Raw genomic sequence first — 13384 nt, forward strand, 5'->3', positions numbered from 1 at the left:
GCCCCGGAAACGGTCGCGGGCCGCGCACCCGTCGAAATGGGCTGGACCGGGCAACCGGTTCGGGCCACGACGGGTTCTTCGCCCACCCCGTCCTGACGAAATCCCAAAAGATCCATGTGCGAATTGCTCGGCATGAGCGCGAACGTGCCCACCGACATCCGGTTTTCCTTCGCGGCCCTGGCGCGGCGCGGCGGCGAGACCGGCCCGCACGCCGATGGCTGGGGCATCGCGTTCTACGAGGGCCGGGGGGCGCGGGCCTTCCACGAGCCGGAGCCCAGCGCCCAGTCGGAGCTGGCGCGCCTCCTGCGCCGCACGCCGATCAAGAGCCGCATCGTCATCGCCCACGTGCGCAAGGCCAATCGCGGCCGGGTCAACCTCGAGAACACCCACCCGTTCAGCCGGGAATTGTGGGGCCGGCGCTGGACCTTCGCGCACAACGGCCAGCTCAAGGGCGTGAAGAAGTGGCCGCTCACCTGGTTCAAGCCCGTGGGCTCCACGGACAGCGAGCACGCCTTCTGCTGGATGCTCGACCAGCTGCAGGGGCGCTGGCCCGACCTGCCGAGCCCGGCCCGCCTCGACCGGGCGGTGGCGGACCTCTGCGCCGAACTCAACACCCTCGGGGTGTTCAACATGCTGCTCTCGGACAGCCGCACCCTCTACGCCCATTGCGGCAAGCGCCTGTGCTACCTCACCCGCCGCGCGCCCTTCGGCACCGCCACCCTCGTGGACGAGGATTGGCGGGTGGACTTCGCCCAGGAGACGGGGGCGGACGACGTGGTGACGGTGATCGCCACCAAGGCGCTCACCCGCGACGAGTGCTGGACCGACGTGGAGCGCGGCCACGCCCTGGCCCTGCGCGACGGCCGGGTGCACGTCCTCAAGCCCGACAGTCGCAAGCCGGCCGGCCCGAAGCCGGCCGCCCCCTGCGGCGGCTGACCCCTCGGCTCCTGTGCCCGGACACCGGGATTCCGAAGGGATCATCCCTTCGGCGGGTGTCGGGCAGCGCCCGACATCGTCCCAGGGCCGGTCTCTGCGAACGCTTGCCTGAACCCGCGAAGGGCCGGTTTCTTCGAGACCCGAACGTGTTCGCGAGCCGAATTTCTTGGGATCATCCACCGGATCCACGTCGACAGCTGGACGAGGGCCGGGGCCGGGATGCGTGGCCGGTCGGGATAGGATACAACGCACGGACATGATGGGCGTTGCGCGCGCTTCCCGCCGCGCGCCGGACGCCCCTCCCCCGCGATCGACCAGCCCCCGAGAGCCATGACCCGCGACGCGACCGAGACTGCCCCCGACCTCGACGCCCCGGCGGATGCGAGGCCCAACCTGTCGTCCAACATCCGGACGCATCTGGGCGAACACCTGCGCACGGTCTACGACCGCCTGCCGGCGGACGACCAGCCGAGCCGGTTCGCCGAACTCATCGAGAAGCTTGAGGCGGCCTTGAAGGCGCGCGGCGAGGCCATCGAGCCCGAGTTCCGCAACGGGCTGCTCGCCGCCGTGCCGTCGTTGCGCGCCTTCGCCCTGTCGCTGACGAGCAACCCGGCCCGCTCCGACGACCTCGTGCAGGACACGCTGCTCAAGGGCTGGCAGCACCGCGCCCGGTTCCAGCCCGGCACCAACCTCAACGCGTGGCTGTTCACGATCCTGCGCAACATCTTCTACTCGGACCACCGCAAGCGCGTGCGCGAGGTCGAGGACCAGGACGGCTCGTACGCCGCGCGGCTGGCCACCGCCCCGCACCAGGGCGACCGCCTCGACGTCGAGGACCTGCAGACGGCCTTGGCGAAGCTGCCGCCGGACCAGCGCGAGGCCCTGGTGCTGGTGGGCGCCGAGGGCGTCTCCTACGAGGAGGCCGCCGCCATCATGGGCTGCAAGGTCGGCACCGTGAAGAGCCGCGTCAGCCGCGCCCGCGGGCGCCTCGCCGAACTCCTGGGGTATGACGAGGAGGATCTGTCCTCCGACCGGCTGATCCAGTCGGCGATGCCGAAGGACGTATAGTTTCGCCCGGCTCCAAGTGGTGTGGGGGGCCTTGCCCTCCACATGATGCCCGGGAGGCTGGCGCACGCCTCACCCGCATGCGTCGTTCGGGGCCACCGGCGCCCTCCGGACGACGCCGTCCATCAATGGACTTCTGCTATCACGTCAGGGCGATCACATCATATCTTATGGGCCGCCGGACGATCCTTGGCGCTCCGACATCCCGGCGCCGCGAAGCGGAACTCGGGATCCAGAAACACAGGTCCTGAAAGACTTTGCACTCTCGGCGGGCCTCGGTTCGGGCTCGCCTGCGGCGACCATCGAGGAGACCGTGTCGCGACGGCGTCTAGAATACCCGGTGGGGTGGGTCACGGACCTCTGTGCCGTGGAGAAACTAGAGATTTAATTTTACGTACTCGCAGGTATCGCAGCTCATGTTTCCAACGAGAGGCGCCTGGTAGGTATAGGTAACAATTCCGCTCTCGCAGACTGGACACGGAGCGCTCGCCGTAAACGGCTGCCGGTTGCGCTCACTCTCGAACGCCTTCAGAAGCCCGTATACGGGCTCCATGGCAGCATCCCATCGAACCAAGAATTCCGGGCCCGGCGGATTGGACCGGTTTTCGGCCTCAGCCTTCAGGCCATCCCAAATTTCTTTCCGTCTGCTTGTCATCCAAACACGCCCTGGCTCTCCGTACTCTATGCTCCAATAGAGTACGGAGACAAAGATTTGGTGCCAGGAAAAGGTTTGGACGCGGTGCGAGGAGAAGGCTTGCTCTCGCCGGTGGCACCGAAGGCGTGACCGGCGATCAGGTCTGGTGGTTCTTGATCCCAACTCACGAGGCTCCGGGCCTCTCTCCGTGGTCGGCACGCAATCTGTCGCAGGATCGCATACCGAGGCGTGCGTGCCTCCCCCCCCTCGCCCAGCGCGTCCGACGACCCGCGGGGCGAGGGCAGTGGCGATCGCCCGTCAGTTCCGCGCGCCCTGCGAGGCGCCGATGCCGCCGAGCCCCACCCCGGTGTTGGCGCTGCGGCCGGTGCCGCCGCCCATGTTGCCCATGCCGCCGTGGAGACTGCTGATGCCCTGGCTGCGGAAGGCGCCGTTGGGGTCGCGCCGCGCCGGCCCGCGGGGGATCTCGATGATCTGCTCCGGCGCCCGGAAGCTCGGGGCGGGACTGAGCGCGTTCCAGGCGCGGCTCTGCGCGACGGCGGTGCCCCCGAGGGCGAGGAGCTGGGCGGCGGCGGCGAGAATGACGACGGTCTTCATGATGCTCTTCCGTGCGAGTGGTCCATATCTTCATCAACGGACCACTCAATTTGCCTAATCCTTAGGCCGCATCGCACAAAACAGCGCCAACGTGCCTCCTCGCACATCACTGAATCCAGTTTGGGATGACGGCGCGGCGATGGAGAAACCCGTGCCGGGCAGGCCGTCGGCCACACGAAACCGCCGGGCGACGATTTTTCCGCATCCCTTTCGCGGGTGGCACGTTGTGGCCCGGAGACCCGGCCGCGTGTCACCTCGACGCGGGCCGACAGTTCAGGAGACCCGATTCATGTCGCTCAAGTCCACGACTCTCACGTCGCTTCTGGCCGCGTCCGTCCTCGCGCTGAGCCTGCCCATGGCGGCCCAGGCCCAGGGCCTCGTGCGCGGCGCCGAGCGCGGCGCGCAGGACGGCGCCGATGCGGCCGGCCCCCTCGGTGCCATCGTGGGCGGCGCCGTCGGTGCGGCCACCGGCACGGTCGGCGGTATTCTCGGCATCGACGACCGCCCGCGCTTCCGCCAGTACGTCACCCGCGAGCGTCGCCCGTCCTACGCCTATGACGGCGATGTCCGCGTCGGCTCCGTGCTGCCGGGCACGGGCGTGACCTATTACGACGTGCCGGATGAGTACAATGCCCGCGGCGCCCGCTACACTATCGTCAACGAGCGCCCGGTCCTCGTCGATCGCAGCCACCGGATCGTCGAAGTCATCGACTGATCCCGCCCCACGGCGAGACTGGAAAAGCCCCCGGCGACGGGGGCTTTTTCTTGCGCGGCGCAACGGTTGCGCGGTCCGGATCGTTGATCAAACCTGCGCGATCAGGAGAGACGAGCCGTGAGCGACCATCCCCATCCCGATGCGGCCCTGCCCGAGCCGGTGCGCGACCATCTCGGCCAGCAGCTCCGCTCGGTCTTCACCACGCAGGAGGCCGTGCCGGAATATCTCGGCGACCCCGTGGTGCCGGAGGAATTCGGGCCGCAGCTCAAGCGCCTGGAGACCCGCCTCAAGACCCATGAGGAGGGCACCGGCGCCGTCGAGCAGGCCCTGGACGGGCTCCTCGACGACCTGACCCGCAAGACGCCGTAGATCAGCGGGCGGGCTTCGTCGCCAGCAGATCGCGGATCTCGGTGAGGATCTTGACGTCGGCCGGCACCTCGGGGGCGGGCTTGGCCTCCTCGCGGCTGACGAGGCGGTTCATGGCCCGGATCACGAGGAACAGCACGAAGGCGACGATCATGAAGTTCAGCGCGACGGTGATGAACTGGCCGTAGCCGATCACCGCGCCCTGCTTCTTCGCGTCGGCATAGGCCGCGCCCTTCTGCACGCTCGACGACAGGCTGATGTAGTAGTTCGAGAAATCGAGGCCGCCCGTGATGGCGCCGATGATCGGCATGAACACGTCCTGCACCGCCGAAGTGACGATAGCGCCGAACGCCGCGCCGATGATCACGCCCACCGCGAGATCGACGACGTTGCCGCGCAGGGCGAATTTCTTGAATTCTTCGAGCATCGAGACCCTCCACGCCGCATTCCGGCGCGAAGGGTACGGGAGACGCCCCGTCGGCGACAGGCCGGGCGGTCAGCTGTCCACGGCGCGATCGCGCTCGGAGCCGCCGGGGTCGCGGTCGTCGAGGGCCGGCGGGCGCGCGGCCGCCAGGGCTTCGCCCTTCGCCTCGCTCTTGGCCCGGCGGCGATACTGCGCCGCGCCGATGGGCAGGGTGACGAGGTAGCCCAGGGCCAGGGCCACCATCGCCTCGAACGGGTAGGCGATGAGCAGGCCGAAGGCGACGACGCCCAGCAGGAAGATCGGCAGCACGGCCTCGCGCGGCACCCGCTTGCCCACCGTCTTGCCCGAGAAGGTCGGCACCGTGGAGACGACGAGGAGCGCGATGCAGAGCATGTAGCCGAGCACCACGGGGGCGGCCCAGCGTTCCAGCGGCAGGCCGAGGAAGTGCAGGTAGAGCGGCAGCAGCACGGTGAGCGCCCCGGCCGGCGCCGGCATGCCGACGAAAAAGTCCTTCTTCCAGGCCGGGCGGTTGGGGTCGTCCAGCATGGCGTTGAAGCGGGCGAGCCGGAGCGCCATGGCGATGGCGAAGACGAGGGCGACGATCCAGCCCACCGATTTCAGCTCCTTCAGGGCGAACCCGTAGAGGATCAGCGCCGGGGCGCAGCCGAAATTGACGAAGTCGGCCAGCGAATCGAGTTCGGCGCCGAAGCGCGAGGTGCCCTTGAGCATCCGCGCCACGCGCCCGTCGATGCCGTCGAGGAAGGCGGCGGCCACGATGGCGATGACGGCGGGCTCGAACTTGCCCTCGAAGGCGAGGCGGATGGCGGTGAGCCCGAGGCAGAGCGCCATCAGGGTGATCATGTTCGGCGCGATCATCCGGAACGGCACCGGCTTGAACCGGCGCGGCCGGGGCTCGTTGGCATCGGGCGCGAAGGGCGGGAAGAGGTCGTCCATGGCGGGTCCCCTCAGATGCGGCGGAACGTGCGCTCGGGTCCGCCGGCGAGATCCGCCAGCACGGTCTCGCCCGCCACCGCCTTCTGGCCGAGGCCGACGAGGACGCGGGTGCCCACGGGCAGGTAGACGTCGACACGCGAGCCGAAGCGGATGAGGCCGAAGCGCTCGCCGACGTTCAGGGTGTCGTTGGCGTGGACCCAGCCGACGATGCGGCGCGCCACGAGGCCGGCGATCTGCACCACGCCGATACGCAGGGGCCGGCCCCCGTGGGTGGTCTCCATCACGAGGCCGTTGCGCTCGTTGTCGTCGCTGGCCTTGTCGAGTTCGGCGTTGAGGAACAGGCCCGGCGTGTAGTGGATCTGCCCGATGCGGCCCGTCACCGGCACGCGGTTCACGTGGCAATCGAACACGTTCATGAACACCGAGATGCGCAGCATCGGCTCCTGGGGCAGGTCGAGCTCAGGGGGCGGCAGCACGGTGGAGATGAGGTTCACCCGGCCATCGGCCGGCGACACGATGAGCCCGTCGCCCACGGGCGTGACGCGCTCCGGATCGCGAAAAAAGTAGCACACCCACAGGGTGAGGATGAGGAAGATCCAGCCGAAGAACTGGGCGAAGTACCCGCCGATCACCGTCAGCACGATGCCGATGAGGATGAACGGATAGCCCTCCTTGTGGATCGGCACGAGGGTTCGGCGAATCGTCTCGAGGAGGTCGGACATGCGGTCTTTCGGAGCGAGGCCCGAAACGGGCGCGGGCGGGAATCCGGACTCCGCGCGATGGCAGGCGGGCGCGCGCGCGTCAACCTCAGGCGTGATAAGTGTGGCTTTACACTTATCACGCCATTCGGCATAGTGCGGCCTCATGAAGATCAGGAACGTCCGGCATAAGGGGCTGCGTCGGTTTCTGGAGGCGGACGACAGTTCCGGCCTTCCCGCTGCCGTCGTTCCCAAAATCCGCATCATCCTGGCCTTCCTGTTGGCCATGATGGACGAGGAGGAATTGCGGACACTCCCGGTCTGGAAGCCGCATCAACTGACCGGCAACCGCGCAGGCACCTGGACCCTGCACGTGACGAAGAACTGGCGCATCACGTTCGCCGTCGACCATGACGAGATCGAGATCATCGATCTGGACTACGAGGACTATCACTGAGGGCTGCGCGCGACCCCAAGGAGGGAGACACAGTGACCGATCACGGTATCAGAATGAAAAACCCGGCCCATCCGGGTGGGTTCGTTCGCGAAATTACGGAAGAACTCGGGCTATCGGTTACAGACGCGGCCGTCGCTCTTGGTGTGACCCGCCCGGCCCTGTCCAATCTGGTCAACGAGCGGGCCGCTCTGTCGCCCGAGATGGCCCTACGCATCGAGAAAGCCTTCGGCGTGTCGATGGAGACGTTGATGCGGATGCAGACTAATTTCGATATCGCCCAGGCCCGCAGTCGGGGAAATGAAATTCTAGTCGAACGGTATGCCCCGAAAGACTCTATAAATCCAGACATGACTCAATAAGCTAAAGTACCGTGAATTTTTTGATCTTAACTTTGAATAGAACAATGAGCCATTTTCCACGCTGCCTAAGCGGTCAAGATTTCTTGAATGCCGAACCCTTCTATAGCTTTTACTGCTCCCACTAATGGACTTATATTCATATCTTCACTAAAAAACATAATTTCCGATCCAGCCCCATGCGAACGGGCGCTGTATCCAATAGCATAAATACCAAACCGATGATTCCTATATAAATTCTTTATTTCTGGGACATTGTCATAAGAAACAATCCAATTTCTCTTCTTTAAGTGCTCGTCTACGAATTTCGCAACCACAGAGTGGCTTTCGTGCTTGTAGAAATCATAATACAAATCCCTACCTTTTTTATAATAGGGCGGATCGAGATAAATCAGTGACTTGTCAGACAAGCTCGGATTTATCTCCGTCATAAAATCAATAGCATCTAAGTTAAATAGATTTATCCTATGCCTTATCTTCGCTATCGACATAATACGAAATATGAGTTCGTCTTTGTTGAGTCTTGCATCAATTCCCCAAGAACCGGCTTGGGCACGTCCTCCGATAATACCGGCATTTAGAATACCTGATCGGTTCGTGCGGTTGAGAAAGAACGTAGCAAATCCCAAATCAAATTTGCTGTGCTCATTCGGTCTGGCGAATATAGCTTTCTGCTTATCCCAAACAGAAACATTAATAGGAGTTTCTGCAATCGTTTTACAGAAATTTTCTGGATGATTTAAGACGCTATCCCAAAAAGCATGAATATGCTGACTAATATCATTTATGAATACCTCTGAAACGTACTCATGAAAAAGCAACTCAAGAGCAATTGCAGCCCCCCCTGCGTAGGGCTCTGCATACTGACCGTCTAATAGATTATTGTCTTTCAACAACCTCTTTACATAGGCAGCAAGCTTTCCCTTACCGCCAGGATACCTTAGCGGTGTAAAATTGATCAAATTACGCACGCGCGGCGCATTCAAAACAGGCTCTTTCACTTCCAAATCGCCTTGAAGAAAGCCTGTGCATTGTTCCACGCGACTTCGAGCTCTCTCTTAGTAGGCGTGTGAAAAGAGCTATGCACGTAGTCGTGAAGCGTATTGATGTAAAGTGGGCTACGATTGTTGTCGATACCTTTTTTTACAGGCTCAACGGTATTTTTTGGTGTGCCGGACGATATGAGATGCTTTACAACCTCTTCTACCTTGGTCCTCAGATTTTTATCCCGCTGATGACCGCCTTTATCAATCTCAACAAGAGGCACTGAAATTTGAGTCAAATAATGATCGACTGAAAGCTCAATAAAAACTCTAAATAGCACCGAAATCGAATGAGGATATTCCTCAAGGTTGAGCTTACGTAACTCTTTTGCAATTTCCGCTATTTTTGGGTTTGAGACAGTTAGATAGCAGTCGCGCGGAATAAGGGCCGTTCGTTTAATTTCACGCGTTTTCTTGGAAGGCTGTGCCTTAGGTTGGGCAGGCGGCTCAACTGGCAGCTCTTTTTCTTCAAGATTTTCGACTGACGTGATGCTGGAAGTCCGTTTCGTTAAATCCGGAAGATCATTTCCCAGTTTATTAATATAATTGACCTGCTGCTCTTTGCTTTTTAGATTTGTTACATTGATTTTCGATTTTGCCAAATCTAGAATAATCCTGCGAAGTGGCTTGACGACTTCAGACAAAGGGAGATCTGTTTTCAGTTTTAAGTCCGAAACCTCTACGCCTATAGCTTTGCGCACATCAGGCGTCGACAGTAATCGATCAAGTGTTGTAATTGGAAATCGATCTGCCAGCTCTTCCTTTTCTTCGTCAGTTAAGTCTCCATGCTCTCTAACAAACTCGAATGCCTGAAGAGCTGGATCACTCCCCCTAAATCTGGATGTTTGAACGCCTTCCCAACGTACAATCCCGCGCCCCTTATTTTCTCCAGTATGCCGCTGGTTAATCCAGCTCGCCCCCTCTGAACGCTCCTGAACCTCAAAACAATCAATCGGTTCTATGTTTTTTAGATCGAAATCTTGTGACAACCTTTGAAAGTGCTTTTTTACGGGAAGACGGATCTCTAAATCATTTAAAACTGCAGGATTATTTAGGATCTGAAGCGCGGAAAATCGCCGATTCCCTTCTAAGATCGTGTATTTTTTAGGCTTGTCAGATGCTTTGAGCACAAGCCAACGGTCCATTGGATTAAGGCCGTCCTCAATAATACTCTCTGCTAATACTACCAGCTTCAAGTCCTGATCATCAATGATCTTTTGAAGAGCCTCTCGGAGACTATCAGAACGACTGATCCGAGGATTCTGCAAATCAAGCTGCAGGTCTTTAAGTCTTAACCGTATTCCGGCCATGGCATTTCCTCCCAGCCGGATTAAACGCGACTAGGCGGCGTTTTGAAATACAAAATCTCGCTCACGTTGCATTCCGGCTTGGATCGCTAAAATTCACCGATATCGTTGCAATACGGCAACATCTCCCGAGTGGGATAGCTAGAACTTATCCTACCGGCTCCACAGCCCGCACCATCCCCACACGCCCCTCATCCACCCCCTGCAAAACCGCCAAAGCCGCATCGGCCTCCCGCTGACGGCTCCACAACGCCGAATAGACCCCGCCGGCATCGAGCAGGTTCTGGTGCGTCCCGCGCTCGACGATCACACCCTTGTCCAACACCAAAATCTCGTCGGCGTTGACCACCGTCGAGAGGCGGTGGGCGATGACGAGGGTGGTGCGGCCCCGAGACACCTTGTCGAGGGCGTCCTGGATCTCGCGTTCGGTGAAGCTGTCGAGGGCCGAGGTGGCCTCGTCGAGGACGAGGATCGGCGGGCCTTTGAGGATCGTGCGCGCGATGGCGACGCGCTGCTTCTCACCGCCCGAGAGTTTCAGGCCGCGCTCGCCCACGGGGGTGTCGTAGCCCTCCGGCAGGGCGGAGACGAAGCGGTCGATCTGGGCCAGGGATGCGGCCTCGCGCACGGCTGCGTCGGTGGCGTCCCAGCAGCCGTAGCGGATGTTGTACCCGATGGTGTCGTTGAACAGCACCGTGTCCTGCGGCACCATGCCGATGGCGGCGCGGAGCGACGTCTGCGTCACGGCGGCGATGTCCTGGCCGTCGATGAGGATCTGCCCGCCCTGCGGCTCGTAGAACCGGAACAGCAGGCGCGACAGGGTCGATTTGCCGGCGCCCGACGGCCCGACGATGGCCACCGTCTGGCCCGCTGGCACCGTGAACGAGACGCCGCGCAGGATCGGCCGGGCGGGATCGTAGGCGAAGCGCACGTCCCGGAATTCCACCCGGCCGCCCTGGGCCTTCAGCGCCGTCGCGCCCGGCCGGTCGGCGATCTCGGGGTTGCGGTGGAGGATGAGGAACATGTCGTCGATGTCGATGAGCGCCTGTTTGATCTCGCGGTAGATCATGCCCATGAAGTTGAGCGGCATCGCGAGCTGGATCAGCAGGGTGTTGACGAGGACGAAGCCGCCGAGCGTCGTGCGCCCGGCGAGGATGTCGCGGGCCGCCAACCACATCACCACCGTCATGCCGAGGGTGAAGATCACCGCCTGGCCGGCGTTGAGGATGGCGAGCGACACGTAGGTCTGGGTCGAGGCCTTTTCGTACTTGGCCATGGAGGCGTCGTAGCGCGCGGCCTCGCGGCCTTCGGCGCCGAAGTACTTCACCGTCTCGAAGTTGAGCAGGGAATCCACCGCCTTGGTGTTGGCGTCGGTGTCGGAGGCGTTCATGCGGCGGCGGATCGTGATGCGCCACTGCGTCGCCTTCCAGGTGAAGGCGAGGTAGGCCGCCACGGTGACGAACACCACGGCCGAGTAGACCCAATCGAACTGGTAGGCGAGCACGCCGAGGACGAGGACGAACTCGACGATGGTGGGCACCAGGGTCAGCACCATGAGGCGCGACAGTTCCTCGATGCCGCCCCGGCCGCGCTCGAGCACCCGGGTCAGCCCGCCGGTCTTGCGCTCGAGGTGGAACCGCAGGGACAGGCGGTGCATGTGCTCGAAGGTCTGCAGCGCCAGGCGCCGCACAGCGTGCATCGCCACCTTGGCGAACAGCCCATCGCGCACCTGCGTCAGCCCGGCCATGACGATCCGCGACAGACCGTAGAGCCCGATCAGCAGCATCGGGGCGGCGAGGAGACCCGTCGGCACCGGGGCGCCGGGTTTCGGGTCGGTCATCGCCACCAGGGCGTCGGTGGCCCACTTGAAGGTGAACGGCGTCACCATGGTGACGAACTTCGCGACGATCAGCAGGCCGAACGCGAGAAAAACCCGCCGCTGCAGGTCGGGCCGGCCATACGGCCAGAGGTAGGGCCACAGGCGGCGATAGGTCGCGACGAGGCCGGGGCGGGCGGGCGGCGTCGAGCCGCCGTCCGTCGCTTGCGCGGGGTCGGGTGTCATGGGGGTTCGCGTCTCGGGTGAGGCCGGATTTGGAACCGATATAAGCCGTGGCCCGCCCGATGACAGCCGCGCGCCGGCGCGGGGCGGCCCTGCAGCGGCACGCGGGGCCGGCGCGCCGTCTCGAATCGGCGATGTTCCGTCCCGCGCCGCCGCGCGCGGGACGGGCTCAGCCGCGCTTCTCGGCCCCCGTCACCGCCGCCGTGCCGTCGTTCGGCAGCACGAAGATCTGGCCGGGGAAAATCCGGTCGGGGTTGCGGATCTGCGGCTGGTTGGCGTCGTAGATCACCGTGTAGCGGGTGCCCCGCCCGTAGGTCCGCCGGCTGATCTGCCACAGGCTGTCGCCCCGCACGATCCGCGCCGTGCCGATCTCGGGCACGAACACCGCCGGGGAGCCCTCGGATTTGGCCTCGGCCGGGACGCCGGCCGAAGCGGCCTTGGGCTCGGGTGCGGCCTTGGGTTCGGGCTTCGATTCCGGCTTGGGCTCGCTCACGGCAATCGCCTGGGCGGGCGTGGCGGGCGCCGCCGCCGGGGGTACGGGCGGGGTGGCAAGTACCTGCGCGGGCTGAGAAATCTTCGCCGGAGGCGCCGGCTCGGCGGCGGGTTCGACGGGGCGCGGCGCGGCGGCCGCGACCTTCGGGGCAGGCTTCGCCGCCACTGGTTTCACCGGGACCGGCCTCGGCGCCGGCATGGTGAAGGGCACCTCCGCGCGGGTCTTCACCTTGCCCGAGACGGGATCGACCTGATCGACCCGGATCGTGTAGGCGCCGGGCCGGACGCCCCGCCCGATGGTGAAGGCGAAGCGCCCGTCGGCACCGACGCTGCCCGGCGCCACGGCGGTGTCGTTGAGGTAGAGCCGCACCGTCGCCCCGGGCTGGGCCGCGCCGGTGACGTAGAGCCGCCCACCCTCCTCCGCCTCGACGCTGACGATCTTGACCGGGACCGTGCCGGCGCTCGCCGGGGCCGGGGCCGCCTCGGCCGGCTTTGCGGGTGTAGCCTGCGCCTCCCGGGGGGCGGCGTCGGATCTCGGGTTTTCCTCAATTTTCGCAACGGGTTGCGGGGGCGGATCCTGGGAGGCCGGCTGCGACAGCACCACCGTGGGCTTGTCGGGCGAAGTCAGGGCCACGAGGGGCTTGGCATCGCGCCCGGGCGCCACCACCACCGCCACGCTCTCCCGCGACGGGAGGGTCCGCCCGTCGGCTCCCGTGGCGCGCAGGGTGATCTCGCTGCTGCCGGACGGCAGGGCCGGCGGCACGACGGCGTACTGGCCCGAGGGATCGACGAGGGCACGGGCCACGGCCTCGCCGTCGCGCAGCAGCTCGACGGTGGTGTTGGGCGCGGCCCGCCCGGCGATCACGGCCTCGCCCGACGGCTCGACGCGGATGATGTCGAAGGTCGGCGCGGAGGCCTGGACGCTGCTCTTGGGGGGGGCTGCGGCGGGTCCGTTCTCCAGTCCCGAAGGGACCGCAGGGTTCGATGACGGCCGCTCCGAGAGCGGCGGTCCGGACGCTTCGCCCCCGGAGGCGGCCTCCGGCACGGCGGCGAGGCGGGCGGTCCGGTCCTCGGCCGCGCCGAATCCGTGCTTGAACAACGCGCTCGCGCCGTAGAGGGTGACGACGAGGGCAAAGCCGCCCAGAAGCCCCACGCAGGCGAGGAAGATGCTCCGTCGCAACTCCGCCGTCATGACGCGCCACTCCCTCATCCGCCGCCCAAGCGGCGGAGCCGCACCCAAATCTCGACCGGCCCCGATGATGAATC

The 13384-nt window shown here is 64.0% G+C and carries 14 protein-coding genes; 6 read left to right on the forward strand and 8 right to left on the reverse strand.

Annotated elements, in window-relative coordinates:
• The first annotated feature begins 114 nt into the window (after positions 1-114).
• Together MFF01_RS00275 and MFF01_RS00280 are read left to right on the forward strand one after the other, a co-directional pair.
• A complete protein-coding gene (locus MFF01_RS00275) occupies positions 115-936 on the forward strand; it encodes a class II glutamine amidotransferase (protein ID WP_238221119.1) in 822 nt (273 codons plus the stop codon).
• Positions 937-1266: 330 nt separating this feature from the next.
• Entirely contained in the window at positions 1267-2004 is a 738-nt protein-coding gene (locus MFF01_RS00280; RefSeq protein WP_238221120.1) for a NepR family anti-sigma factor, read from the forward strand.
• Positions 2005-2953: 949 nt separating this feature from the next.
• On the opposite strand, the gene MFF01_RS00285 is transcribed toward MFF01_RS00280, so the two are convergent.
• Positions 2954-3250, reverse strand: coding sequence for a hypothetical protein (locus MFF01_RS00285; RefSeq protein WP_238221121.1), 297 nt, complete (start codon positions 3248-3250; stop codon positions 2954-2956).
• 289 nt (positions 3251-3539) lie between these two features.
• Between MFF01_RS00285 and MFF01_RS00290 the strand changes: the two genes are divergently transcribed.
• Both MFF01_RS00290 and MFF01_RS00295 read left to right on the forward strand, forming a co-directional pair.
• Positions 3540-3965, forward strand: coding sequence for a DUF1236 domain-containing protein (locus MFF01_RS00290; protein ID WP_238221122.1), 426 nt, complete (start codon positions 3540-3542; stop codon positions 3963-3965).
• Between the two features lie 117 nt (positions 3966-4082).
• A complete protein-coding gene (locus tag MFF01_RS00295) occupies positions 4083-4334 on the forward strand; it encodes a hypothetical protein (RefSeq protein WP_238221123.1) in 252 nt (83 codons plus the stop codon).
• A gap of 1 nt (position 4335) precedes the next feature.
• On the opposite strand, the gene mscL is transcribed toward MFF01_RS00295, so the two are convergent.
• The 3 genes from mscL to MFF01_RS00310 form a co-directional block, all read right to left on the reverse strand.
• Complete coding sequence (gene mscL / locus MFF01_RS00300; RefSeq protein WP_238221124.1) at positions 4336-4758, reverse strand: large conductance mechanosensitive channel protein MscL; 423 nt, start codon at positions 4756-4758, stop codon at positions 4336-4338.
• 69 nt (positions 4759-4827) lie between these two features.
• The gene (pssA, locus tag MFF01_RS00305; RefSeq protein ID WP_238221125.1) at positions 4828-5709 is read right to left on the reverse strand and encodes a CDP-diacylglycerol--serine O-phosphatidyltransferase; all 882 of its coding nucleotides are present in this window, start codon (positions 5707-5709) and stop codon (positions 4828-4830) included.
• A gap of 11 nt (positions 5710-5720) precedes the next feature.
• Positions 5721-6431, reverse strand: coding sequence for a phosphatidylserine decarboxylase (locus MFF01_RS00310; protein ID WP_238221126.1), 711 nt, complete (start codon positions 6429-6431; stop codon positions 5721-5723).
• A gap of 142 nt (positions 6432-6573) precedes the next feature.
• Between MFF01_RS00310 and MFF01_RS00315 the strand changes: the two genes are divergently transcribed.
• Together MFF01_RS00315 and MFF01_RS00320 are read left to right on the forward strand one after the other, a co-directional pair.
• A complete protein-coding gene (locus MFF01_RS00315; RefSeq protein WP_238221127.1) occupies positions 6574-6864 on the forward strand; it encodes a type II toxin-antitoxin system RelE/ParE family toxin in 291 nt (96 codons plus the stop codon).
• Between the two features lie 53 nt (positions 6865-6917).
• Positions 6918-7223, forward strand: coding sequence for a HigA family addiction module antitoxin (locus MFF01_RS00320; protein WP_238221586.1), 306 nt, complete (start codon positions 6918-6920; stop codon positions 7221-7223).
• Positions 7224-7288: 65 nt separating this feature from the next.
• On the opposite strand, the gene MFF01_RS00325 is transcribed toward MFF01_RS00320, so the two are convergent.
• From MFF01_RS00325 to MFF01_RS00340, 4 genes are all read right to left on the reverse strand, one after another.
• Positions 7289-8260, reverse strand: a complete 972-nt coding sequence (locus tag MFF01_RS00325) for a DNA adenine methylase (RefSeq protein ID WP_238221128.1) — start codon at positions 8258-8260, stop codon at positions 7289-7291.
• The gene (locus MFF01_RS00330) at positions 8218-9573 is read right to left on the reverse strand and encodes a hypothetical protein (protein ID WP_238221129.1); all 1356 of its coding nucleotides are present in this window, start codon (positions 9571-9573) and stop codon (positions 8218-8220) included. Before MFF01_RS00330 ends, MFF01_RS00325 begins: the two co-directional genes overlap by 43 nt.
• Before the next feature lie 145 nt (positions 9574-9718).
• The gene (locus MFF01_RS00335) at positions 9719-11629 is read right to left on the reverse strand and encodes an ABCB family ABC transporter ATP-binding protein/permease (protein ID WP_238221130.1); all 1911 of its coding nucleotides are present in this window, start codon (positions 11627-11629) and stop codon (positions 9719-9721) included.
• A gap of 166 nt (positions 11630-11795) precedes the next feature.
• Positions 11796-13310: a LysM peptidoglycan-binding domain-containing protein gene (locus MFF01_RS00340; protein ID WP_238221131.1), complete on the reverse strand. Its 1515-nt coding sequence runs from the start codon at positions 13308-13310 to the stop codon at positions 11796-11798.
• Positions 13311-13384: the final 74 nt, after the last annotated feature.

The organism is Methylobacterium adhaesivum, assembly GCF_022179065.1.
GTDB classification, from domain to species: Bacteria; Pseudomonadota; Alphaproteobacteria; order Rhizobiales; family Beijerinckiaceae; genus Methylobacterium; species Methylobacterium adhaesivum.

What these genes read in the sequence shown, in the direction of transcription:
- MFF01_RS00275 (WP_238221119.1), top strand. Translation starts at nt 115, where the DNA reads ATGTGCGAATTGCTCGGCATGAGCGCGAACGTGCCCACCGACATCCGG.
- MFF01_RS00280 (WP_238221120.1), top strand. Translation starts at nt 1,267, where the DNA reads ATGACCCGCGACGCGACCGAGACTGCCCCCGACCTCGACGCCCCGGCG.
- MFF01_RS00285 (WP_238221121.1), bottom strand. Translation starts at nt 3,250, where the DNA reads ATGAAGACCGTCGTCATTCTCGCCGCCGCCGCCCAGCTCCTCGCCCTC.
- MFF01_RS00290 (WP_238221122.1), top strand. Translation starts at nt 3,540, where the DNA reads ATGTCGCTCAAGTCCACGACTCTCACGTCGCTTCTGGCCGCGTCCGTC.
- mscL (WP_238221124.1), bottom strand. Translation starts at nt 4,758, where the DNA reads ATGCTCGAAGAATTCAAGAAATTCGCCCTGCGCGGCAACGTCGTCGAT.
- pssA (WP_238221125.1), bottom strand. Translation starts at nt 5,709, where the DNA reads ATGGACGACCTCTTCCCGCCCTTCGCGCCCGATGCCAACGAGCCCCGG.
- MFF01_RS00310 (WP_238221126.1), bottom strand. Translation starts at nt 6,431, where the DNA reads ATGTCCGACCTCCTCGAGACGATTCGCCGAACCCTCGTGCCGATCCAC.
- MFF01_RS00315 (WP_238221127.1), top strand. Translation starts at nt 6,574, where the DNA reads ATGAAGATCAGGAACGTCCGGCATAAGGGGCTGCGTCGGTTTCTGGAG.
- MFF01_RS00320 (WP_238221586.1), top strand. Translation starts at nt 6,918, where the DNA reads ATGAAAAACCCGGCCCATCCGGGTGGGTTCGTTCGCGAAATTACGGAA.
- MFF01_RS00330 (WP_238221129.1), bottom strand. Translation starts at nt 9,573, where the DNA reads ATGGCCGGAATACGGTTAAGACTTAAAGACCTGCAGCTTGATTTGCAG.
- MFF01_RS00335 (WP_238221130.1), bottom strand. Translation starts at nt 11,629, where the DNA reads ATGACACCCGACCCCGCGCAAGCGACGGACGGCGGCTCGACGCCGCCC.
- MFF01_RS00340 (WP_238221131.1), bottom strand. Translation starts at nt 13,310, where the DNA reads ATGACGGCGGAGTTGCGACGGAGCATCTTCCTCGCCTGCGTGGGGCTT.